Origin of the sequence: Allobosea sp. 117 (genome assembly GCF_000702305.1) — a bacterium.
In the GTDB taxonomy this organism is placed as follows: domain Bacteria; phylum Pseudomonadota; class Alphaproteobacteria; order Rhizobiales; family Xanthobacteraceae; genus Ancylobacter.
This window is the reverse complement of sequence record NZ_JNLC01000010.1, coordinates 100108-121427: the sequence shown is the minus strand read 5'-3', so window position 1 is coordinate 121427 and position 21320 is coordinate 100108. Positions and strand designations below refer to the sequence as shown.

General features: G+C 68.5%; 21 protein-coding genes. 9 read left to right on the top strand and 12 right to left on the bottom strand.

Annotation, left to right across the window (positions count from 1 at the left end; genetic code table 11):
- Positions 1-3: 3 nt before the first annotated feature.
- Positions 4-1347: a flavin monoamine oxidase family protein gene (locus U742_RS0102650; protein ID WP_029349786.1), complete on the bottom strand. Its 1344-nt coding sequence runs from the start codon at positions 1345-1347 to the stop codon at positions 4-6.
- A gap of 467 nt (positions 1348-1814) precedes the next feature.
- Here U742_RS0102650 and U742_RS0102645 point away from each other — a divergent pair, with 467 nt between their 5' ends.
- A complete protein-coding gene (locus tag U742_RS0102645) occupies positions 1815-2528 on the top strand; it encodes a sulfate transporter family protein (protein WP_029349785.1) in 714 nt (237 codons plus the stop codon).
- On the opposite strand, the gene nth is transcribed toward U742_RS0102645, so the two are convergent.
- Positions 2485-3399 (bottom strand): endonuclease III, encoded by a 915-nt coding sequence (gene nth, locus U742_RS21850; RefSeq protein WP_248310276.1) that lies wholly within the window; start codon positions 3397-3399, stop codon positions 2485-2487. The genes U742_RS0102645 and nth overlap by 44 nt on opposite strands.
- Positions 3400-3421: 22 nt before the next feature.
- Here nth and U742_RS0102635 point away from each other — a divergent pair, with 22 nt between their 5' ends.
- Positions 3422-3940 (top strand): DUF2244 domain-containing protein, encoded by a 519-nt coding sequence (locus U742_RS0102635; protein ID WP_029349782.1) that lies wholly within the window; start codon positions 3422-3424, stop codon positions 3938-3940.
- 165 nt (positions 3941-4105) lie between these two features.
- Positions 4106-4987: a methylated-DNA--[protein]-cysteine S-methyltransferase gene (locus U742_RS0102630; protein ID WP_029349780.1), complete on the top strand. Its 882-nt coding sequence runs from the start codon at positions 4106-4108 to the stop codon at positions 4985-4987.
- Positions 4988-5062: 75 nt separating this feature from the next.
- Here the strand turns inward: U742_RS0102630 and U742_RS0102625 are convergent, their stop codons facing one another.
- Both U742_RS0102625 and dapB read right to left on the bottom strand, forming a co-directional pair.
- Positions 5063-5686: a 2,3-bisphosphoglycerate-dependent phosphoglycerate mutase gene (locus U742_RS0102625; protein WP_029349778.1), complete on the bottom strand. Its 624-nt coding sequence runs from the start codon at positions 5684-5686 to the stop codon at positions 5063-5065.
- Positions 5687-5703: 17 nt separating this feature from the next.
- Complete coding sequence (dapB, locus tag U742_RS0102620) at positions 5704-6519, bottom strand: 4-hydroxy-tetrahydrodipicolinate reductase (protein ID WP_029349776.1); 816 nt, start codon at positions 6517-6519, stop codon at positions 5704-5706.
- 331 nt (positions 6520-6850) lie between these two features.
- Here dapB and U742_RS0102615 point away from each other — a divergent pair, with 331 nt between their 5' ends.
- The 4 genes from U742_RS0102615 to ilvC all read left to right on the top strand — a co-directional run bounded on the left by U742_RS0102615 (position 6851) and on the right by ilvC (position 11297).
- Positions 6851-8611 carry an acetolactate synthase 3 large subunit gene (locus U742_RS0102615; RefSeq protein WP_029349774.1) on the top strand — a complete coding sequence of 587 codons (1761 nt, stop codon included), beginning with the start codon at positions 6851-6853 and terminating at the stop codon, positions 8609-8611.
- A gap of 181 nt (positions 8612-8792) precedes the next feature.
- A complete protein-coding gene (ilvN, locus tag U742_RS0102610) occupies positions 8793-9308 on the top strand; it encodes an acetolactate synthase small subunit (RefSeq protein ID WP_029349772.1) in 516 nt (171 codons plus the stop codon).
- Positions 9309-9601: 293 nt separating this feature from the next.
- On the top strand, positions 9602-10261 hold the full coding sequence (locus U742_RS0102605) for a TetR/AcrR family transcriptional regulator C-terminal domain-containing protein (RefSeq protein ID WP_029349770.1): 660 nt from the start codon (positions 9602-9604) through the stop codon (positions 10259-10261).
- A 16-nt stretch (positions 10262-10277) separates the two neighbouring features.
- On the top strand, positions 10278-11297 hold the full coding sequence (gene ilvC / locus U742_RS0102600; RefSeq protein ID WP_029349767.1) for a ketol-acid reductoisomerase: 1020 nt from the start codon (positions 10278-10280) through the stop codon (positions 11295-11297).
- A gap of 76 nt (positions 11298-11373) precedes the next feature.
- Here the strand turns inward: ilvC and U742_RS0102595 are convergent, their stop codons facing one another.
- Positions 11374-11616, bottom strand: a complete 243-nt coding sequence (locus tag U742_RS0102595) for a hypothetical protein (RefSeq protein ID WP_051660793.1) — start codon at positions 11614-11616, stop codon at positions 11374-11376.
- A gap of 87 nt (positions 11617-11703) precedes the next feature.
- Between U742_RS0102595 and U742_RS0102590 the strand changes: the two genes are divergently transcribed.
- Positions 11704-12204 carry a DUF2165 family protein gene (locus U742_RS0102590; protein ID WP_038360378.1) on the top strand — a complete coding sequence of 167 codons (501 nt, stop codon included), beginning with the start codon at positions 11704-11706 and terminating at the stop codon, positions 12202-12204.
- A 3-nt stretch (positions 12205-12207) separates the two neighbouring features.
- Here the strand turns inward: U742_RS0102590 and U742_RS0102585 are convergent, their stop codons facing one another.
- From U742_RS0102585 to U742_RS0102555, 7 genes are all read right to left on the bottom strand, one after another.
- Positions 12208-12732, bottom strand: a complete 525-nt coding sequence (locus U742_RS0102585; protein ID WP_029349762.1) for a DedA family protein — start codon at positions 12730-12732, stop codon at positions 12208-12210.
- A gap of 32 nt (positions 12733-12764) precedes the next feature.
- On the bottom strand, positions 12765-14045 hold the full coding sequence (locus U742_RS0102580; RefSeq protein ID WP_029349760.1) for an NAD(P)/FAD-dependent oxidoreductase: 1281 nt from the start codon (positions 14043-14045) through the stop codon (positions 12765-12767).
- A gap of 2 nt (positions 14046-14047) precedes the next feature.
- A complete protein-coding gene (gene mutL, locus U742_RS0102575; protein ID WP_029349759.1) occupies positions 14048-15922 on the bottom strand; it encodes a DNA mismatch repair endonuclease MutL in 1875 nt (624 codons plus the stop codon).
- Positions 15923-16000: 78 nt separating this feature from the next.
- Positions 16001-16660: a fused DSP-PTPase phosphatase/NAD kinase-like protein gene (locus tag U742_RS0102570; RefSeq protein WP_081852780.1), complete on the bottom strand. Its 660-nt coding sequence runs from the start codon at positions 16658-16660 to the stop codon at positions 16001-16003.
- A gap of 72 nt (positions 16661-16732) precedes the next feature.
- Entirely contained in the window at positions 16733-17554 is an 822-nt protein-coding gene (locus tag U742_RS0102565) for an ABC transporter permease (protein WP_029349755.1), read from the bottom strand.
- A complete protein-coding gene (locus U742_RS0102560) occupies positions 17555-18460 on the bottom strand; it encodes an ABC transporter permease (RefSeq protein ID WP_029349753.1) in 906 nt (301 codons plus the stop codon).
- A 15-nt stretch (positions 18461-18475) separates the two neighbouring features.
- Positions 18476-19648: an ABC transporter ATP-binding protein gene (locus U742_RS0102555; RefSeq protein WP_029349751.1), complete on the bottom strand. Its 1173-nt coding sequence runs from the start codon at positions 19646-19648 to the stop codon at positions 18476-18478.
- A 193-nt stretch (positions 19649-19841) separates the two neighbouring features.
- Between U742_RS0102555 and U742_RS0102550 the strand changes: the two genes are divergently transcribed.
- Positions 19842-21242 (top strand): glutamine synthetase family protein, encoded by a 1401-nt coding sequence (locus tag U742_RS0102550; RefSeq protein ID WP_029349749.1) that lies wholly within the window; start codon positions 19842-19844, stop codon positions 21240-21242.
- Positions 21243-21320: the final 78 nt, after the last annotated feature.

Here is a 21320-nt window from a genome sequence, read left to right as displayed (position 1 = left end):
GGCTCAGGCCGGGCCGCCGGTGACCCGTATGGCCCGTTCCGCGGCGATCTCGCCGGAAGCGAAGGCGCCGGCCAGCGTGCCCCAGCCGTCGAGCGAGGTGTACTCGCCAGCCAGCGTCAGCCGGCCGACCGGCTCGGCGAAGGCGCGGCGCCCCGCGCCGGCGCCGGGCGTGCCGACCGCCATGGCGCCGCGGATCAGCGGATCGGTCGACCAGCGCGACACCGCGACCTTCTCCACCTTCGCCGCGGCGGTGGCGCCGAACGAGGCGGCGAGGAAGCCGCGCGCCAGCGCGAGACCCGCCGGCTCGCCCTTGGCGGCGATCTCGGCCGCCGTGTCGGCGCCGAACACCGCGACATGCAGGTCCGTGCCGCCCACCCGCGCATAGAGCGCTCCGGGCGGCGTGGTGCCGGCCTTCACGTCGACGAGCTCGTCCGGCGCGAGGTCCAGCGGATTGCCCGGCAGCAGGAAGCCGACATGCTCCATCAGCCCGGACGGATAGGCGCGGAAGGCACCGGCCAGCCGGGCCGGCAGAGGCGGATTGAAGCGGATGGCGCCGGCCGCGATCACCGCCGCCGGCACCGCGAGGATAACGGTGCGGGCCCGCAGCGTGCCGCCGCCCTCCAGTGCCATGACGGCGAGCCGGCCGCCGGTATCGATCCGCGTCACCTTCGCGCCGAGCCGCACGTTTAGCGGCGCTGCGAGGCGCTGCAGCAGCGCCCCGACGCCGATCGCGCTGGTGACGTCGTCAGGCGCGGGGTCGCGGCGGGCGAGATCAAGGGTCGAGACCTCGGCAAGCGACCTGCCGCAGCCGAGCGGGCCGAGCACGGCGGCGACCGTCGCCGTCCAGACGCCGGCATCCGGCAGCGCGCTCGCCGCGCCGATGTCGCGGCCGGCATCGGCGGTGGCGGCGATGGCGCGCTCGGTTCGGCCGATGGCGGCGGCGAAGTCGTCATACTGGCCCTCCTTCGCCTGCTGGCCGCCGAGATAGAGCCGGCGGGCGGAGGGGACATTGACGAGCGGCAGGCCGGCCGCCTCGGCGGCATCGGCAAGCCCGCTCTCGGTGCGCGCGAACCTGTTGGCGCCGAGATCGAACGGCAGGCCGAAGGCCTCGACCGTCGCCGCCCGGCCGCCGAGACGCTTTCCGGCCTCGATCAGCACATGGCTCCGGCCGGATGCCGCGACCTTCAGCGCCGCCGCGATGCCGGCTGCCCCGCCGCCGATAATGGCGACATCGACGTCGCCCGCGGACGATTGGGCGAATGCGGGCGCGGCGAATCTCGGCAAGATGAGCGCCGAGGCCGAGGCGGCGAGGAAGGCACGGCGGCTGGGGCGCGGAAGCGACGTCATGGCAACCTGGAAGCGGAACGCGGGAAAGCTACCACGCGGGCGCCGGAGAACGAAGTCGATGCGGATGCAGTCACACGCCGTCATCCCGAGGTGCGAGCGCCAGCGAGCCTCGAAGGATGGTCAATGCGCGCGCGGGGACGCGCCTCCTTCGAGGCCCGGCCGATAGCCGGGCACCTCAGGATGACGTCGCTCGCGTTTGGCCGACATGACGTGCTGAGCGCTGAAAACCCGCAACCCGGCAACACCCCTTAACCCACTGTTCCGAATCATGTTTTGAATCACGTTTCGTTCGCAGGAACGAATCATGATTCCCGAATCGGGCTCGAAAACAACCACTGCGAGTCAAGCGCCCCGTTCGCGCGGACGGCGGGCCCCGCCGCGCCGGCCTTGTTCCGCACATGGATGCATGCCTTGAGTTGCCTTCTCTCCGCACCTACCTAGGGGCGGCCCCGCACCGGAACCCCTCCATGATCGCCGATGCCTTCCGTGCCTTCGCCCTGACCTTCGCGCCGGAATATCGCCGCGTGCTGCTGCGCTCGATCGGCCTCGCCATCGGGCTGCTGATCGTGCTCGGCATCGCCGGCCACGCCGCGTTGACGCATTTCGTCAATCTCTCGCTCGGCTGGGCGGAACTGGCGCTCGACATCGCGGCCGGGCTCGGCATCTTCGTGGCGGCGATCTTCCTGGTGCCGCCGGTCACCTCGCTGATCGCCGGCCTGTTCCTCGACGACGTCGCCGGCGCGGTGGAGCGCAGCCAATACCCCTCCGAGCCCGAAGGCCGGGCGGTACCGATCGCGCGCTCGGTGATCCTCTCGCTGCGGTTCTTCGGCGTGACGCTGCTCGTCAACATCGTCGCGCTCCTGCTGCTGCTGGTGCCGGGCGTCAACCTCATCGTCTTCTACGTCGCCAACGGCTACCTGCTCGGCCGGGAATATTTCCAGCTCGCGGCGATGCGCTACCGCAGCGAGGAGGACGCGGCGGCGCTGCGCAAGCGCCACGCGGTGACGATCTTTCTCGCCGGGCTGATCATCGCCGTGGTGGTCTCGGTGCCGATCCTGAACCTCGTCACCCCGGTCTTCGCCACCATCTTCATGGTGCGGCTGCACAAGCGCCTCGCGCCGCTGGCCGCCGCGCCGGTCACGCCGGCGTCTTCTCCGGCCATCGGCACAGATCGGCGATAAGGCAGCGCGGGCAGTCCGGCAGGCGCGCCTTGCAGATGTAGCGCCCGTGCAGGATCAGCCAGTGATGGGCGTGCAGCTTGAAGCGGTCGGGAATGACCCGCTCCAGCTCCAGTTCCACCTCCAGCGGCGTCTTGCCGGGCGCCAGCCCGGTGCGGTTGGCGACGCGGAACAGATGCGTGTCGACGGCGATAGTCGGCATGTGGAAGGCGATGTTGAGCACGACGTTTGCCGTCTTGCGGCCAACGCCGGGCAGCGCCTCCAAGGCCACGCGGTCGCGCGGCACCTTGCCGCCATGCTCGGCGATCAGCCGGCGCGAGAGCTCGACGACGTTCTTCGCCTTGCCGCGATAGAGCCCCAGCGTGCGGATGTGGCGGGCGACACCTTCCTCGCCGAGCGCCACCATAGCTTCAGGCGTCGGCGCGTCGGCGAACAGCGTGCGGGTCGCCTTGTTGACGCCGGCGTCGGTGGCCTGCGCGGAGAGCACGACGGCGACCAGCAAGGTGAAGGGATCGCGATAGTCGAGTTCGCCCTTGGGCTCCGGATCGGCCGCCTCGAAGCGGCTGAAAGCCTCGGTCACCTCTCGTTCCGTCCAGGGACGGAAACCGTGGCCGACCGCGGCGGCGGCCGCATTGGCGACCGCGCGGCGGCGCGGGCGGGGGGCTTCCGACGTACCGGCCACCAGCTCCACGGCAGGCGATGCAGTGGCGCGCTTCCCGGCAACCGTCTTGCCGGTAGCCGTCTTGCCGGTGGCGAACTTGGCAGCAGCCTTTCCGGCAGCGGCCTTCACGGCAGCCACCTTTCCGGCTCGCCGCGCGGCGGTCGGGGTCTCGGCCTTGCGGGGCGGTGTCGAATCTCTCGGCGTTCGTGCCATGACTGACGTATAGTGGGCGACCATGAACACCGCCAAGCTCCCGACCGAAGCTGACGGCGAGCCGATGCTCTACGAGGCGCGGCTGTCGCCCCATCGCTCGCTGAACCGCACTGGCTTCATCGTGGTGATGGCGCTGATCGGCGGGGTGAGCTTCGTCTGCGGCATGGCGTTCCTGCTCATGGGCGCCTGGCCGATCTTCGGCCTGTTCGGGCTCGACGTACTGGCGATGTACATCGCCTTCCGCATGAATTTCCGCTCCGCCCGGGCGCGCGAGGAGATCACCGTCACGCCGAGCCTCCTGCGGGTGCGGAAGGTCGCGCCGGACGGCGCGACCCGCGACACCGAGATGAACCCGCAATGGACGCGGCTCGAGACCGAGCGGCACGAGGAGTTCGGCCTGCAGCATGTGGGCCTGCTCTCGCGCGGCATCCTCACCGAGGTCGGGTCCTTCCTGCACCCGGAAGCGCGGGAGGACCTCGCGCGGGGGCTGTCGCACGCGCTGGCGGACGCCAAGCGCGGCATCGCGCGTAGCGCGCCCTAGGAGCATTTTCCGCGAAAGTTGATCGAAAGCACTTTCCTGTCGATCAGGTGATCCCACCTGATCGGAAAGGGCTCTGAATTCAGGTTCCGGAGCCGGCGTCGAAATCGGGTGGGCGGGGGCGTGCAACCCATGGTCATATGGGGCAAGCAGCAGGAGAACGAGACCGTGCTAGCCCCAAATTTCGATCAGGCCACCCCGCTTCACATCGCCGCCGCCGACTATGAGGTCGTGCGCCGCGCGGTCGCCTTCGTGAACAAGTCGTTCCGTGACCAGCCGGAGGTCGAGGCGATCGCCCGCGCCGCCGGCGTATCCCCCCGCGCGCTCACCGACCTGTTCCGCCGCTGGTGCGGGCTCACCCCGAAGGACTTCCTCCAGGCGGTGACGCTCGACGCGGCGCGGCGCGTGCTCGCCGAATCCGACAATGTGCTCGACGCCGCCTATGAGGTCGGGCTCTCCGGCCCGGGGCGGCTGCACGACCTGTTCGTCGTGCATGAATCGCTCTCCCCCGGCGAATGGAAGACCGGCGCGGCCGGGCTCGTCATACGCTGGGGCTTCCACCCCTCGCCCTTCGGCATGGCGCTGGCGATGGTCTCGCCGCGTGGCCTGTGCGGCCTCGCCTTCGCCGACGAGGGCGAGGAGGACGCGGCGCTCGCCGACATGCGCCGGCGCTGGCCGAACGCGGCCTATGTCGAGGACCCGATCGCCACCCGCCCCTATGCGGCGCGCATATTCGACCCCACCACCTGGCAGCCGGACGACCCGCTGAGGATCGTCTTCATCGGCACCGACTTCGAGGTGCGGGTGTGGGAGACGCTGATGCGCATCCCGATGGGCAAGGCGACCACCTACTCCACCATCGCCGGGCAGGTGTGCTCGCCCAAGGCGGCGCGCGCGGTCGGTGCGGCGGTCGGCAAGAATCCGATCTCCTTCGTCGTCCCGTGCCATCGCGTGCTCGGCAAGAACGGCGACCTCACCGGCTATCACTGGGGCCTGACGCGCAAGCGCGCCATACTCGGCTGGGAGGCGGGCCAGGTGATGACCGGCTGACCGGAGCCGGTCATCGGGAGCGAACAGTCGATCCCGGATCGGCCCATGGCCGTCCGGGATGAGGCTTTTCCAAACCTAGGCGGCGAGGTCGATGACGCTCTCGACCGTCGAATCCGCGCGCAGCCGGTAGATGACCGGCACGCCGGTGGCGAGCTCGCGCTTCATGATGCTAGCGGGCGAGAGCTTCTCCAGCACCATGATCAGCGCGCGCAGCGAATTGCCGTGCGCGGTCACCAGCACGCGGTTGCCCTGCAGCACCTTGGGCAGGATCTCGGTGACGTAATAGGGCAGCGTGCGCGCCACCGTGTCCTTCAGGCTCTCGCCGCCGGGCGGGGGCACGTCGTAGGAGCGGCGCCAGATGAGCACCTGCTCCTCGCCCCATTTGACGCGGGCGTCGTCCTTGTTGAGGCCGGAGAGATCGCCATAGTCGCGCTCGTTCAGCGCGAGGTCGCGGGTGACCGGCAGCCCTGTCTGGCCGAGCTCGACCAGCGCGAGGTCGAGCGTCTTCTGCGCCCGCGACAGCGCCGAGGTGAAGGCGAGATCGAACTGGTAACCCTCCGCCTTGAGCCGCCTGCCCGCCATCTTCGCCTCCTCGACGCCGAGCGGCGTGAGGTCGGGATCGCGCCAGCCGGTGAAGAGGTTCTTCAGGTTCCACTCGCTCTGGCCATGCCGGACGAGGACGAGAAGGCGTTCGGTCATCAGTGGCGGTCTCCGGGTTAGAGGTCGTGCAATCCGAGCACGTCGGCCATCGAATAAAGACCGGGCTTGCGGCCCCGCGCCCAGCGGGCGGCGGCGAGCGCGCCACGGGCGAAGATCATGCGGTCCTCGGCCTTGTGGCCGAGAATGATGCGCTCGGCCGGGCCGGCGAAGATCACCTCGTGCTCGCCGACCACGGTGCCGCCGCGCAGCGTCGCGAAGCCGATGTCGCCGGCCTTGCGCGCGCCGGTGACTCCGTGGCGTTCGAACACGCCGCGCTCCTCCAGCGTGACGCCGCGGCCGGCAGCGGCCGCGTTGCCGAGCAGCAGCGCGGTGCCGGAGGGGGTGTCGATCTTGCGGTTGTGGTGCATTTCGAGGACTTCGATGTCGAAGCTCTCGTCGAGCGTCGCGGCGACCCGCTTGGCGAGGGCGGCGAGCAGATTGACGCCGAGGCTCATATTGCCGGACTTGACGACGGTGGCGTGCCGGGCGGCGGCCGCGATCTTCGCGTCGTCCTCCGAGGAGCATCCGGTGGTGCCGATCACATGGACGATGCGCGCCTGCGCGGCGAGTTCGGCGAAGGCGACGCTCGCTGCCGGCACGGTGAAGTCGATCACCCCGTGCGACGCGGCGAACAGCGGCAGCGCGTCATCCGTCACCTCGACGCCGAGAGGCGGCAGGCCGGCGAGCAGACCGGCGTCCTGGCCGAGATGCGGGCTGCCGGGCGGCTCCACCGCGCCGGCGAGCTCCAAATCGGGCGCCTCCGCCACCGCGCGCAGAAGGGTACGTCCCATGCGCCCGCCGGCGCCGACGATGACGAGCCGCATCTGCGACATGATGGCATCCACTCCGAAGCTTTGCGGGGGGTATAGCCGCCCCGCTCCGCCACGAAAAGTGCCGGATTGCACGGCATGATGCATAGAAAGTGGTAGTATGCCTTGACGCGCGATCTGGTGGACTGTAAGGGTCGCGCAACTTTACGAAGGAGCGGGGCGCAGATGCGCAACAATATTATCCTTATCGTAGGACGGCGCGTCGCCGCGGAGGCTGCCTGACGGCACCTACCGCCACCGGTGACGCGCGAAAAACGGGCCCCTGACGGGGCCTTTTGATTTTCTGATGCCCGACCACGACATGCACAAGACGCGAGCGTAAAGGAACAAGGCCATGATGCGCGAGATGACCGGCGCCGAAATGGTGATGCAGGCCCTGATCGATCAGGGCGTCGAACACATGTTCGGCTATCCGGGCGGCGCGGTGCTGCCGATCTACGATGCCATGTACCACCAGAACCAGGTGCGGCACGTGCTGGTGCGCCACGAGCAGGGCGCGGTGCACATGGCGGAAGGCTATGCGCGCTCCTCCGGCAAGGTCGGCGTCGTGCTCGTCACCTCGGGCCCCGGGGCGACCAACGCGGTGACCGGCCTCACCGACGCGCTGCTCGATTCCATCCCGGTCGTCTGCATCACCGGCCAGGTTCCGACCCATCTGATCGGCTCGGACGCCTTCCAGGAGTGCGACACGGTCGGCATCACCCGGCCCTGCACCAAGCACAACTATCTGGTCCGCGACGTCAACGACCTCGCGCGGGTGCTGCACGAGGCCTTCTACGTCGCCCAGAACGGCCGGCCGGGCCCGGTCGTGGTCGACATCCCGAAGGACGTGCAGTTCGCGAAGGGCATGTATGTCGGCCCCGAGAACATCCAGCACAAGACTTACCAGCCGCGCCTCAACGGCGATCCGGAGAAGATCCGCCAGGCGGTCGAGCTGCTCGCCAAGGCGAAACGGCCGATCCTCTATACCGGCGGCGGCGTGATCAATTCCGGGCCGGAGGCGAGCCGCCTCCTGCGCGAGTTCGCGCGCCTGACCGGCTATCCCGTCACCTCGACGCTGATGGGCCTCGGCGCCTATCCGGCCTCCGACAAGCAGTGGCTCGGCATGCTCGGCATGCACGGCACCTACGAGGCCAACATGGCGATGCATGACTGCGACGTCATGCTGTGCATCGGCGCGCGCTTCGACGACCGCATCACCGGCCGTCTCGACGCCTTCTCGCCGGACTCGAAGAAGATCCACATCGACATCGACCCGTCCTCGATCAACAAGAACGTCAAGGTCGACGTGCCGATCATCGGCGACGTCAAGCACGTGATCGAGGACATGCTCACGCTCTGGCGCGGCATGAAGGCCGAGCCCGACCGGCGGTCGATCGCCTCCTGGTGGGGCCAGATCGACCGCTGGCGCGCGCGCAAGTCGCTGTCGTTCCGCAATTCGGACGAGGTGATCAAGCCGCAGTTCGCGGTCCAGCGGCTCTACGAGGCGGTGAAGGACAAGGACGTCTACATCACCACCGAGGTCGGCCAGCACCAGATGTGGGCGGCCCAGCACTTCCACTTCGAGGCGCCGAACCGCTGGATGACCTCCGGCGGCCTCGGCACCATGGGCTACGGCCTGCCGGCGGCGATCGGCGTGCAGGTGGCGCATCCGGACAGCCTCGTCATCGACATCGCCGGCGAGGCCTCGATCCAGATGTGCCTGCAGGAGCTCTCGACTGCGCTGCAGTTCAACCTGCCGGTCAAGATCTTCGTGCTGAACAACGAATATATGGGCATGGTGCGCCAGTGGCAGGACCTGCTGCATGGCGGGCGCTACTCGCATTCCTATTCGGAATCGCTGCCGGACTTCGTGAAGCTGGCCGAGGCCTATGGCGGCGTCGGCATTCGCTGCCACCGTCCGGGCGATCTCGACGCGGCAATCGAGGAGATGATCAAGGTCGACCGGCCGGTGCTGTTCGACTGCCTCGTCGACAAATACGAGAACTGCCTGCCGATGATCCCCTCGGGCAAGCCGCACAATGAGATGATCCTGCCGGACAACGCCGAGGCGCTCGACGAGGCCATCGACGAGGAAGGCAAGATGCTGGTGTGAGGCGGCGGCGCTCACGCTTTCCGTGTTCCTTTCCCTCTCCCCGCCGGGGAGAGGTGGCCCGCGAAGTGGGCCGGTGAAGGGCGTATGGTTGCGTAGCGGTTGAAGACCCCCTCACCCCCCCCCTCTCCCCGCCGGGGAGAGGGAGCCCGGCGCTCCGGCGCTTCCCGTTTCAGAGTTCCCCATGCCCATCAAAGACGAGCCCGCCGAGCGCCACACGCTCTCCCTTCTGGTCGACAACGAGCCGGGCGTTCTCGCCCGCATCGTCGGCCTGTTCTCCGGCCGCGGCTACAACATCGACAGCCTCACCGTCTCCGAGGTGAGCCACGAGTCGCATCTCTCGCGGATCACCATCGTGACCACCGGCGCGCCGCCGATCATCGAGCAGATCAAGAGCCAGCTCGACCGGCTGGTGCCGGTGCACCGCGTCGTCGACCTCACCGTGACCGGCAAGGCGGTCGAGCGCGAGCTGGCGCTCATCAAGGTGCGCGGCAAGGGCGAGATTCGTCAGGAGGCGCTGCTGATCGCCGAGAGCTTCCGCGCCCGCGCGGTCGACACCACGCTGGAGAGCTTCGTGTTCGAGATCACCGGCAAGCCGGACAAGATCGACCAGTTCGTCTCGCTGCTGGAGCCGCTGGGCCTCGTCGAGGTTTCGCGCACCGGCGTCGCCGCGATCGGCCGCGGGCCGGACGGGATGTGAGGTGGCGCCGGGCGCCCGTCGTCCGGCCTACTGCGTCCCCACCCGAACGCCGTCATCCCGATGCGCGACCCCGGACTTGATCCGGGGGAGCCTCGAAGGAATGGGCCTCCGGGCACTCGCGCGTCCAGGCGGGCATCCTTCGAGGCTCGGCTGTCGTCGGGCGCCTCAGGGGCGACGGCGCTCGGCACGCAGCCCAGGGCCGGCAAAATTGCCGATGGCGCCTCTCCGCCGCTTGCGGACTTCCGGGTCGTCCTATAAGAGAACCGTAACGTACGGTACGGCATTTTCGGGCAATGATGACGTCCCCCCAACCATCCAGCGAGGAGCTGACGGCACGCCAGCAGGCGGTGCTCGATGCCGTGCTCGCGCTGATGGTCGAGGAAGGCGGCGACGTCACCATGACCGCCGTCGCCCGGCGAGCCTCCTGCTCGAAGGAGAGCCTCTACAAGTGGTTCGGCGACCGCGACGGGCTGCTCACCGCCACGGTGCGCTGGCAGGCCTCGAAGGTGCGCGCCGGCAATTACGACCGGCAGAAGCTCGACGCCTCGGCGCTGCGCGACAGCCTCATCCGCTTCGCCGCCAACTGGCTCTCGGTGATCTCCAGTCCGACCTCCATCGCGCTCAACCGCTTTGCCATCGGCGAGGCCGGCACGCGCGGGTCCAATCTCGGCGCCATCATGCTGGCAAATGGGCGCTTTGCCATTGGCGAGCGGGTGAAGCCGCTGCTCGACGCCGGCCGCGACGCGGGGCTGATCGCCTTCGACGACACCGAGACCGCCTTCCGCAGCTTCATCGGCCTCGTGGGCCGCGACGTGCAGATCCGCCTGCTGCTCGGCGACGCGCTCGCCCTCGGCGCCGCGGAGATCGAGCGCGACGCGGCGCGCGCCGCCGACCAGTTCTTCACTCTCTACGGCACCGGCGCCGCGCCGGGCCGGAACAAGACCAACGCGTGACATCAAGGAGACACCCATGCGCGTTTATTACGATCGCGACGCCGACCTGAACCTGATCAAGGGCAAGAAGGTCGCCATCATCGGCTATGGCTCGCAGGGCCGCGCGCACGCGCTGAACCTGAAGGACTCCGGTGTGAAGGAGATCGCCGTCGGCCTGAAGCCCGGCTCGGCGACCGCCAAGAAGGTCGAGGCCGACGGCCTGAAGGTGCTCACCGTCGCCGAGGCGGCGAAGTGGGCCGACCTGATGATGATGGCCACGCCGGACGAGCTGCAGGCCGACATCTACAAGAACGAGATCGCCCCGAACATCCGCGACGGCGCCGCCATCGCCTTCGCCCATGGCCTCAACGTGCATTTCGGCCTGATCGAGCCGAAGGCCTCGGTCGACGTGCTGATGATCGCCCCCAAGGGCCCCGGCCACACCGTGCGCGGCGAATATGAGAAGGGCGGCGGCGTGCCGTGCCTCGTCGCCGTGCATCAGGACGCCTCGGGCAACGCGCTCGACCTCGGCCTCAGCTACGCGTCGGGCGTCGGCGGCGGCCGCTCGGGCATCATCGAGACCACCTTCAAGGAAGAGTGCGAGACCGACCTGTTCGGCGAGCAGGTGGTGCTCTGCGGCGGCCTCGTCGAGCTGATCCGCGCCGGCTTCGAGACGCTGGTGGAAGCCGGCTACGCGCCGGAAATGGCTTATTTCGAGTGCCTGCACGAGGTGAAGCTGATCGTCGACCTCATCTATGAGGGCGGCATCGCCAACATGAACTACTCGATCTCCAACACTGCCGAATGGGGCGAGTACGTCTCCGGCCCGCGCATCATCACCGCCGAGACCAAGGCCGAGATGAAGCGGGTGCTGACCGACATCCAGACCGGCAAGTTCACCTCGGAATGGATGCAGGAGTACAAGGCCGGCGCTTCCCGCTTCAAGGGCATCCGCCGCGTCAACGACGCCCACCAGATCGAGCAGGTCGGCGAGAAGCTGCGCGGCATGATGCCGTGGATCGGCAAGAACAAGCTGGTCGACAAGGCGAAGAACTGAAGCGCTCATTCGCCGCTTGCCAGAATGGCCGGGCTCGCCCCGGCCATTTTTGTTTTCAGGAAGCGCCCGGGCGGCCTTACTCGCGGGCCGGATAATCGAGCGTCACTTCCAGCACCGGCTCGTCGGTCCCGCCATCCGGCGCCATGGCGATCCGGCGGCGGATGACGACGAAATCGAGCGCCGGCGCCGCGGGCTCGAGCGCCACGCGATCCCCGAGCTGGATCCACGCGCCGAGCGCGAGCGCATCGAGCCGGCCCCGCCAGCCGCGCGCCTCGGCGAAACGGCGCGCCGATGCCGTCAGCACGATGTCGATCCGCATCGGAGCTTCTCCCTGCGCTTCGCCGCCGCCACTATAGTGACGCAGCGCCACGCGGGCACCATGGCACGGCGCGCATCGGGGGGAACCATGCTGATCGTCCGGCTGACGAAGGTGTTCATGACGGCCTGCCTTGCCGCCTTCGCCTTCATCGTGACCTACGACAACATCATCGACTACGGCTCCAACTACGCCTTCGTCCAGCATGTGCTGAGCATGGACACCACCTTTCCCGGCAATGCGCTGATGGGGCGGGCGATCACCGACCCCGAGCTGTGGCGGCTCGGCTATGCCGGCATCATCGCCGGCGAAGGATTGACCTGCCTGCTGTTCGCGCTCGCGGCGGCCGCCATGCTGTTCGGCCTGCGCGACACCGGGCGCTTCAATCGGGCCAAAGGTTTCGTCGCGGCAGGCGCGGGCCTCGGCTTCGCCATCTGGTTCTTCGGCTTCATGGTGGTCGGCGGCGAGTACTTCGCCATGTGGCAGTCGAAGGACTGGAACGGCCAGGAGGCCGCCTTCCGCTTCTACATGACGATGATGGCGGTGCTCATCTTCGTCTGCCTGCCGGAGCCGGACGCCAGCGCCGACTGAGGCTCACCACCCCAGTGCCTTCATCGCCGCCGCGCCGGGCGCCAGCAGCACGAAGGCCCAGACCATGGCGGAGGACAGGTTCGCCATCTGGAACAGGACATTCGGCATGCCGAACATGCCGGCAATGAGCGGCACCACGGCGCGCAGCGGCCCGAAGAAGCGACCGAGAAACACGCTCCAGGCGCCGTGCCGGTGGAAGAAGCGCTCGCCGCGGTCCATCAGCTCGGGATGGGTCGAGAGCGGCCAGATGCGGCGCACGCCGTCCTTGAAATAGTGCCCGACCCAGTAGGATATGGCATCGCCCAGCGTGGCGCCCGCCGCCGCCGCCGCCCAGACCGGGAAGAAGTCGATGCCGCCCGCCTCGATGATCGGGCCGAGGCCGATCAGCACGAAGGTGGCCGGGAACAGCAGCGACAGCACCGCGAAGGATTCGCCGAAGGCGAGGACGAAGGCGATATAGGGCGCCCAGTGGGCATGCGCCTCGACGAAGTCGAGAAGCTGGCGGCCATAATGTTCGAGTTCGAGCAACGGCACCTCGGAAGGTTGGGACGGCGCGCGCGTCAGAGACGGTCGCGCAGCGCATAGTAGCTCATGCCGGCGACCAGCAGCGGCCAGCGCATCAGCGGGCCGCCGGGGAAGGGCGGCACCGGCAGCGTCTCGAGAACATCGAAGCGCCCGAGCTGGCCGGCCACCGCCTCGGCGAGGATCCTGCCGAAATAGGGCGCCAGCATCACGCCCTGGCCGGAATAGCCGGCGGCGGTGAGCACGCGCGGGGACAGGCGGCGCACGAAGGGCATGCGGCTCATGGTGATGCCGAGCAGCCCGCCCCAGCCATAGTCGATCCGGGCGTCCGCGAGCTGGGGGAAGACCCGCAGCATATAGGGCCGCACGAAGGTGCCGACATCGGCCTTGAGGCGGCGCGTATAGCTCTCGCCGCCGCCGAACAGCAGCCGCCCGTCGCGGCTCAGCCGATAGTAGTTCACCACGAAGCGGCTATCGGCCACCGCCGCGTCATTGGCGATGACCTCAGCCGCCCGGGCGCCCAGCGGCTCGGTGGCGGCGATGTAGTTGGCGATCGGCATGACGTAATGGTCGACGCGGGCGTCGAGCCCGTCCTGCAGCCCGTCGCCACATTCCAGCACCCAATCCGCCTCGACGGCGCCGGTCGCGGTCTCGACCGTCACCTTCGCCGCCTCGCGGATGGCGAGGGCGCGCGAACCCTCGAAAATGCGGGCGCCGGCGGCGCTTGCGGCAGCGGCGAGACCGAGCGCGAGGTTCAGGGCATGCAGATGCCCGGCGCCGCGGTCGATCATGCCGCCGTGATAGATATCGGCGCCTACGAGGGCCCGCAGCTCCTCGCGGGAGAGCGGCGCGGCATGCGGGTAGCCGTAGACCTCGTTCAGCTTCCTCGCATAGGCGTGGCTGTGCGCCACATAGCCCGGCTTGTGATCGGCGACGATGAGGCCGGGACGCACGTCGCAGTCGATATTGTGGCGCGCGATGAGGTCGTGCAGCAGCGCCTTGGCCTCCTCGGCCATGCGCCAGAGCTTCATCGCATCGTCGCGGCCCATGCGCGCCTCGATCCAGTCCTGATCGCGGCGCTGGCCGGAATGGATCTGCCCGCCATTGCGGCCGGAGGCGCCGGAGCCGACGCGGGAGGCCTCCAGAAGGACGACGTCATAGCCCTTCTCAGTGAGGTGCAGCGCGGCGGACAGCCCGGTATAGCCGCCGCCGATGATGCAGACATCGGCGCGCACGGAGCCGGCGAGCGCGGGATGCTCGGGGTGCGGGTTGGCCGTCGCGGCGTACCAACTGTTCGGGTGACCTTCAGTCCTCGACATCGTCACCGCCGCGCGAACAGCTTCTCGATGTCGGCGAGCGACAGCGTCACGAAGGTCGGCCGGCCGTGGTTGCACTGGCCGGCATTCGGCGTGCGTTCCATCTCGCGCAGCAGGGCGTTCATCTCCTCGGGACGCAGGCGGCGGCCGGCGCGCACCGAGCCGTGGCAGGCCATGGTGGCGGCGACGTGGAGCAGGCGGCGCTCCAGCGGCAGCGTGTCGTCCCACTCCTCGGCGCGCTCGGCGAGCTCCTTGAGCAGCGCGGCGACATCGGCCTCGCCGATCAGCGCCGGCACCTCGCGGACGAGGACCGCGCCGTGGCCGAAAGGCTCGACGACGAGCCCGAAGCGCTCCAGCTCGGCGGCACGCTCGGCGAGCCGGGCGGCGTCGGAGGGATCGAGCTCCACCACCAGCGGCACCAGCAGCATCTGCCGGGCGAGCCCGTCGCGCGCCATGGCCGCCTTCAGCTTCTCGTAGACGATGCGCTCATGGGCGGCGTGCTGGTCGACGATGACGACGCCGTCCTGCGTCTGCGCGACGATATAGGTCTCGTGGAGCTGCGCGCGGGCGGCGCCGAGGGGGCGCTGCATGGCGTCGGTCTGCGCCGGGGCCTCATGCGCGCGCGCATCGGCCTGAGGGGCCAGCGCCAGGCCCAGCCCCCCGGCGAAGCTGCCGATGTCGAAGCCGGGCGCATCCTCCGCGAAGCCGCGGGCGGGCGGCGGCGCTTCGGGCGCGGCCCAGGAGGCAGGACCCGCATTCCCCCATCCGGCCGCCATGCCGGAGACCGGCCGCGCCGGCCAGTCGCGCAGGCCGATGGCGGACGGCCCGTCGCCGGGGCGCGCGAGGGCGGCCAGACGGTCCGCCGTGGTGGTGGCGGTGCGCGGCACGCCGGTGGCGAGAGCGTCGGTGAGGGTGCGGATGATCAGCGCGCGGATGAGCCCGGCATCGCGGAAGCGCACCTCGGTCTTGGCCGGATGGACGTTCACGTCGACCTCGCGCGGGTCGATGTCGAGATAGAGCGCCATCACCGGGTGGCGGTCGGAGGGCAGCAGGTCGGCATAGGCGGCGCGCACCGCGCCGATCAGCACCTTGTCGCGCACCGGCCGGCCGTTGACGAAGAAATACTGCGCCAGCGAATTGGCCTTGGAATAGGTCGGCAGGCCGGCGAGCCCCTCGAGCGCCACGCCGCCGCGCAGCCCTTCGACGACGAGCGCATTGCCGGCGAGCTCGTGGCCGAGCACGTCGGCGATGCGGGCGCGACGGCCCTCCCTGTCCACCCCGCGCGCCGGCCAGGTGACCGGCGGGCGGTCGTCGGCCACGATGGTGAAGGCGACGTCCGGTCGCGACAGAGCGAGGCGGCGCACGGCATCGACCGCCGCCGCCGTCTCGGCGCGCTCGGATTTCAGGAATTTCAGCCGGGCGGGGGTGGCGAAGAACAGGTCGCGCACCTCGACGCGGGTGCCGGCCCCGAGGGCGGCGGGGCGCACCGGCGACTTCACGCCGCCCTCGACGCGGATCTCGTGCGCGCCAGCGGCGCTCGCCGGGCGGCTGAGGATGGAGAGCTTCGCCACCGCGCCGATCGATGGCAGCGCCTCGCCGCGGAAGCCGAGCGTGCCGATCGAGGACAAGTCGTCATCGTCGAGCTTGGAGGTGGCGTGGCGCTCGACGGCCAGCGCCAGTTCGTCGGCGCTCATGCCGCAGCCGTCGTCGGTCACCCGCATCAGCCGGCGGCCGCCGCCGTCGATGACGATCTCGATGCGGGTCGCGCCGGCATCGAGCGCGTTCTCGACGATCTCCTTCAGCGCCGCGGCCGGACGCTCGACCACCTCGCCGGCGGCGATGCGGTCGATCAGCGTCGGAGGCAGGAGGCGCAGCGGCATGACGGTCCGGCGAAGGGCTCGATTCGAGGTGCGGCGCCCAGCCTACACGCTCGCGCCGTGCGGCGCTCGCTCATCGGCTCACGAATCGGGGAAGCCGAGCCAGGGCTCGATACGCTCGAAGGTCTGGTCCATCGCCCAGGCGGGGAAGAACGGGAAGGGGAAGTGGCCGTAGAACAGCGAGAGCTGCCACTCCGCCGCCATCTCGCCCTGCTTGGCGATCGCGGCGACGTAGAGCGCCGAGGCGATGCCGCTGCGGTCGGCGCCGCCCTTGCAGTGCACCAGTATGGGCTTGGGCGCGTCGCGCATCACCGCGATCAGGTCCTCGACCTCCTTCTGGGTCAGCTCGCGCCCCGCGGACAGCTTGAAGTCGAGATGGTTGAGGCCGAGCTTCTGACTTTCGGCGACCTCCTTCTCGTACCAGGAGGCCTTGGACGGGCCGCGCAGGTTGATCACCGTGCGCACGCCGTATTTGGCCTGGATGTCGGCGAGCTCTTCGGCGTCGACCTGCGCCGCCCGGTAGAGCTCGCCAGCGACCACGGTGTGGAAATTGCCGAGAAGCTGCTCGATGCCGAGATAGATGGCGCCGAGGGCGAACAGGACCAGAACGGTCTGGCCGATCCGCCGGCCCCATCGGCGCAGGCGGGAGCGCTTGATTTCCGGCTTCAGCGAGGGATCGGCGGCAGCAAGAATGTCGGGCGACGAGGAGACGGACGGCGCGGCGGCGTCGGAGGAACTCATCTGGAAGCTCACAGGCAGCGTGGCGGTGGCTAGGTGCCTGACGCGCTTTGTCGAAGACAATCGTGTCCGAATTCAGCCGCCGGCCGCCGCCAGCCGCTCGGCCCGCTCGCGCTCGACTTCCTGACGCTTGGTGATGATCGAGGCGGCCACCACGACGAGGGTCACGACCGCGATCATGATGGTGCAGATGGCGTTGATCTCCGGCGTCACGCCGAGGCGCACCTGCGAATAGATGCGCATCGGCAAGGTGGTAGCGCCGGGGCCGGTGGTGAAGCTGGCGATCACCAGGTCGTCCAGCGAGAGCGTGAAGGCCAGCATCCAGCCCGAGATGACAGCCGGCAGGATGATCGGCAGGGTGATCACGAAGAACGTCTTGAGCGGCGGACAGCCGAGATCGAGCGCCGCCTCCTCGAGGCTGCGGTCAAATGTCACAAGCCGCGACTGCACCACCACCGAGACGAAGCACATGGTGAAGGTGATGTGGGCCAGCGTGATGGTCCAGAAGCCGCGATCGAAGTTCACCGCCACGAAGAGCAGCAGCAGCGACAGGCCGGTGATCACCTCCGGCATGACGAGCGGGGCGTAGACCATGCCCGAGAACAGGGTCCGGCCCCAGAAGCGGCCGTAGCGGACCAGCGCGATGGCGGCCAGCGTGCCGAGGACGGTGGCGACGCTGGCGGAGATGAAGGCGACGCGCAGCGTCACCCAGGCGGCCTCCAGCAGTTGGTCGTTCTCCAGCAGCTTCCAGTACCACTCCGTCGAGAAGCCGGCCCACACCGTGACGAGGCGCGAGGCGTTGAAGGAGTAGATGACCAGCAGGACGATCGGCAGATAGAGGAAGACGAAGCCGAGCACGATCGAGGTGGTGTTGAACCAGGAAAGACCCTTGCGCATCTAGCGGCCCTCCATCTCGCGGGCCTGGACGTTCTGGTAGAACACGATCGGCACCACCAGCACCAGCAGGAGCAGCACCGCCACTGCCGAGGACACGGTCCAGGAGCGGTTCACCGAGAACTCGGTCCAGAGCGACTTGCCGATCATCATGGTGTCGGAACCGCCAAGCAGGTCCGGGATGACGAACTCGCCAACGGCCGGGATGAAGCAGAGCAGGCAGCCGGCGAAGACGCCGGGCAGCGAGAGCGGCCAGGTGATCTTCCAGAAGGCGGCGAACGGCGGGCAGCCGAGATCGGCGGCGGCCTCCAGCAGCGTCTCGTCCATCTTCTCCAGCGCCGCGTAGAGCGGCAGGATCATGAAGGGCAGATAGGAATAGACGATGCCGATATAGACCGCGGTGTCGGTGGCGAGGATCTCCAGCGGCTCGTCGGTCAGCCCGACGAACATCAGGAACTGGTTGAGCAGCCCCTCGGGCGAGAGGATGCCGATCCAAGCGTAGACGCGGATCAGGAACGAGGTCCAGAACGGCAGGATCACCATCATCAGCAGCGTCGGCCGGATCGATTTCGGCGCGCGGGCCATGCCATAGGCGATGGGATAGCCGACGATCAGCAGCAGCAGGGTCGAGATGCCGGCGATCCAGAGGCTGGAGCCGTAGGCCTGCAGGAACTCGTTGTCCCAGCTCAGCACGTAGGAATAATTGTCGAAATTGAGCTGCCCGACGGCTTCGCGGATGGCGTCCCAGCCGGCGGAGAGGTCGAAGGTCGGCTCATAGGGTGGCTGGGCGATCGCGTCCTGCGAGAGGCTGATCTTGAAGACGATGAAGAACGGGACGAGGAACAGCGCGAACAGCCATAGATAAGGCACCGCCAGCACCAGCCAGCGCCCCTTGGTTCCCCGTGCCATGAGCCCCTCCCCGCGTCAGCGCGTCAGCACGACGCCGGCGTCGGGCGTCCACGAGACCCAGACCTTGTCGTCCCAGCTGATGGGGCGTTCGACCACGCGGGTAAGGTTCGGCTTTGCCGCCTTGATGCGGGCGCCGTTAGGCAGCTCGACATGGTAGATCGACAGATCGCCGAGATAGCCGATATCCCAGATGGTGCCGGACAGGCAGTTGACGCCCTGCTCCACCGGCGGATCGAGATCGACCCGCACCTTTTCCGGCCGGATCGCGATCCAGGCCTGGTCGCCGGGCTTCGCCTCGACGTCCTGCGCGATCATCAGCGACATGTCGGCAGCGTCCGAGCGCAGGCGCACGGCGCCGGGCGCGACGCTCTCGATCTTCGCGTCGATGATGTTCACGTCGCCGACGAAATCCGCCACATAGCGGCAATTGGGCTGCTCGTAGACCTCGGCGGGCGGGGCCACCTGCACCAGCCTGCCGTGATCCATGACGGCGATGCGGTCGGCCACGGTCATCGCCTCCTCCTGATCGTGGGTGACGATCAGGAAGGTCATGCCGAGCTCCATCTGGATGTCCATGAGCTCGAACTGGGTCGCCTCGCGCAGCTTCTTGTCGAGCGCGCCGAGCGGTTCGTCGAGCAGCAGCACCTTGGGGCGCTTAGCGAGCGAGCGGGCGAGCGCGACGCGCTGGCGCTGGCCGCCGGAGAGCTGGTGCGGCTTGCGGCGGGCGAAGGTCTCGAGCTTGACGAGCTTCAGCATCTCCTCGACCCGCGCGGCGACGGCGGCCTTCTCCATGCCGTCCTGCTTGAGGCCGAAGGCGATGTTGTCCCACACGCTCATATGCGGGAACAGCGCGTAGGACTGGAACATCATGTTGGTCTGCCGCCGGTAGGGCGGCATGCCGACGAGGTCCTGCCCGGCGAGGGTGATCTGCCCCTCGGTCGGCTCCTCGAAGCCGGCCAGCATGCGCATCAGCGTGGTCTTGCCGCAGCCCGACGGCCCCAGCAGCGCGAAGAACTCGCGCTCGTAGATGTCGAGCGAGAGGTTGTCGACGGCGGTGAACTCGCCGAAGCGCTTGGTGACGTTCTTGTAGCGGATCAGCGGAACGGCGCCGGGGTCGTTCCATGGGGCGAATTTGCGGCGAATGCCGCCAATGGTCTTCTGCGTCTTGTCGGTGACGCCCGTGCTCATAAAGCTGCCCCGCTGTCCCCGGCCGCGTGCCGCGGCTCTTGTGCAGACGCTAACTGGGATTTGGCGGGCGTCAACCGTCTGTCCGCCAACAATTTCCGGCCATGCGCCCGGCGCATGCTACCGGCGCCTTGACGGCGCGCGAGGCGGCATGATCCCCTCATGATGCGCGCAGAGGCGCGTTCGGGGAGTTCAAATGGCGAAGAAACGGCGTTCCGTTAAGGACGCGGTCGAGTCGGCACGGGGCGTGTCCAGTCTCGAGGAGGCGAAGGCCTGGATGGCCGCGCGGGGCATCACCGAGATCGAATGCGTCGTGCCGGACCTCGCCGGGGTCGCACGCGGCAAGATCATGCCGGCCTCCAAGTTCTTGTCCGGCCCGACTATGAACCTGCCGCTCAGCGTGTTCTTCCAGACCATATCCGGCGAGTACCCGCCCTATGAGGGGCTGGTGGATTCGGTGGTCGTCGACAGCGACCTCGTCATGGAGCCGGACCTCTCCACGCTGACCGCCGTGCCCTGGGCGCAGGACCCGACGGCGCAGGTGATCCACGACGCCTTCCACCGCGACGGGCGGCCGGTGGAGCTCGCGCCGCGTCAGGTGCTGAAGAACGTCATCGAGCTTTACGCCCACAAGGGCTGGAAGGCGGTGGTGGCGCCCGAGATCGAGTTCTATCTCGTCGAGACCAACACCGATCCCGACTATCCGCTGAAGCCCCCGGTCGGGCGTTCCGGCCGGCCCGAGATCGGCCGGCAGTCCTATTCGATCCAGGCGGTGAACGAGTTCGACGCGCTGTTCGAGGACATGTACGACTACTCGGAAGCGCAGGGCCTGGAGATCGACACGCTGATCCACGAGGACGGCGCCGCGCAGATGGAGATCAACCTGCTGCACGGCGACCCGCTGGTGCTGGCCGACCAGGTCTTCATGTTCAAGCGAACCATCCGCGAGACGGCGCTGCAGCACAAGATCTACGCCACCTTCATGGCCAAGCCGATCGCCGACGAGCCGGGATCGGCGATGCATATCCACCAGTCCATCGTCAATGCCGAGACGGGCAAGAACATCTTCTCCGACGCGGACGGCGATCCGACGCCGGAGTTCTTCTCCTTCATCGCCGGCCAGCAGCGCTATCTGCCGGCGATCATGTCGATCCTCGCGCCCTATGTGAACTCCTATCGCCGGCTCACGCGCGATTCGATGGCGCCGATCAACGTGCAGTGGGGCTACGACAACCGCACCGCCGGCCTGCGCGTGCCGCCCTCCTCCCCGGCGGCGCGGCGGGTGGAGAACCGGGTGCCGTCCTCCGACGCCAACCCCTATCTCGTCATCGCCGCCTCGCTGGCCTGCGGCTATCTCGGCATGGTCGAGGCGCTGCGTCCCACCGAACCGCTGGAAGCCGACGCCAAGTTCCTCGATTTCGAGCTGCCGCGCGGCCTGCTCGAAGCGGTGGCGGCGATGCAGTATTCCGACGAGATCGCGACCGTGCTCGGACCGTCCTTCGTGAAGACCTATTCGGCGGTGAAGCAGGCCGAATTCGAGACCTTCATGCGGGTGATCTCGCCCTGGGAGCGGGAATATCTGCTGCTGAACGTCTGATCGCGGCACCGAAAGATACTAGAAAGGCGCAGCATCGGTCCTGTGCTCGACATCTCGGCAGGATCGTCGGCGTCGTTG

Excerpts from the sequence above, each read along its gene's own strand:
- U742_RS0102650 (WP_029349786.1), bottom strand. The coding sequence starts at position 1,347 with ATGACGTCGCTTCCGCGCCCCAGCCGCCGTGCCTTCCTCGCCGCCTCG.
- U742_RS0102645 (WP_029349785.1), top strand. The coding sequence starts at position 1,815 with ATGATCGCCGATGCCTTCCGTGCCTTCGCCCTGACCTTCGCGCCGGAA.
- nth (WP_248310276.1), bottom strand. The coding sequence starts at position 3,399 with ATGGCACGAACGCCGAGAGATTCGACACCGCCCCGCAAGGCCGAGACC.
- U742_RS0102635 (WP_029349782.1), top strand. The coding sequence starts at position 3,422 with ATGAACACCGCCAAGCTCCCGACCGAAGCTGACGGCGAGCCGATGCTC.
- U742_RS0102625 (WP_029349778.1), bottom strand. The coding sequence starts at position 5,686 with ATGACCGAACGCCTTCTCGTCCTCGTCCGGCATGGCCAGAGCGAGTGG.
- dapB (WP_029349776.1), bottom strand. The coding sequence starts at position 6,519 with ATGTCGCAGATGCGGCTCGTCATCGTCGGCGCCGGCGGGCGCATGGGA.
- U742_RS0102615 (WP_029349774.1), top strand. The coding sequence starts at position 6,851 with ATGATGCGCGAGATGACCGGCGCCGAAATGGTGATGCAGGCCCTGATC.
- ilvN (WP_029349772.1), top strand. The coding sequence starts at position 8,793 with ATGCCCATCAAAGACGAGCCCGCCGAGCGCCACACGCTCTCCCTTCTG.
- U742_RS0102605 (WP_029349770.1), top strand. The coding sequence starts at position 9,602 with ATGATGACGTCCCCCCAACCATCCAGCGAGGAGCTGACGGCACGCCAG.
- ilvC (WP_029349767.1), top strand. The coding sequence starts at position 10,278 with ATGCGCGTTTATTACGATCGCGACGCCGACCTGAACCTGATCAAGGGC.
- U742_RS0102595 (WP_051660793.1), bottom strand. The coding sequence starts at position 11,616 with ATGCGGATCGACATCGTGCTGACGGCATCGGCGCGCCGTTTCGCCGAG.
- U742_RS0102590 (WP_038360378.1), top strand. The coding sequence starts at position 11,704 with ATGCTGATCGTCCGGCTGACGAAGGTGTTCATGACGGCCTGCCTTGCC.
- U742_RS0102580 (WP_029349760.1), bottom strand. The coding sequence starts at position 14,045 with ATGTCGAGGACTGAAGGTCACCCGAACAGTTGGTACGCCGCGACGGCC.
- mutL (WP_029349759.1), bottom strand. The coding sequence starts at position 15,922 with ATGCCGCTGCGCCTCCTGCCTCCGACGCTGATCGACCGCATCGCCGCC.
- U742_RS0102570 (WP_081852780.1), bottom strand. The coding sequence starts at position 16,660 with ATGAGTTCCTCCGACGCCGCCGCGCCGTCCGTCTCCTCGTCGCCCGAC.
- U742_RS0102565 (WP_029349755.1), bottom strand. The coding sequence starts at position 17,554 with ATGCGCAAGGGTCTTTCCTGGTTCAACACCACCTCGATCGTGCTCGGC.
- U742_RS0102560 (WP_029349753.1), bottom strand. The coding sequence starts at position 18,460 with ATGGCACGGGGAACCAAGGGGCGCTGGCTGGTGCTGGCGGTGCCTTAT.
- U742_RS0102555 (WP_029349751.1), bottom strand. The coding sequence starts at position 19,648 with ATGAGCACGGGCGTCACCGACAAGACGCAGAAGACCATTGGCGGCATT.
- U742_RS0102550 (WP_029349749.1), top strand. The coding sequence starts at position 19,842 with ATGGCGAAGAAACGGCGTTCCGTTAAGGACGCGGTCGAGTCGGCACGG.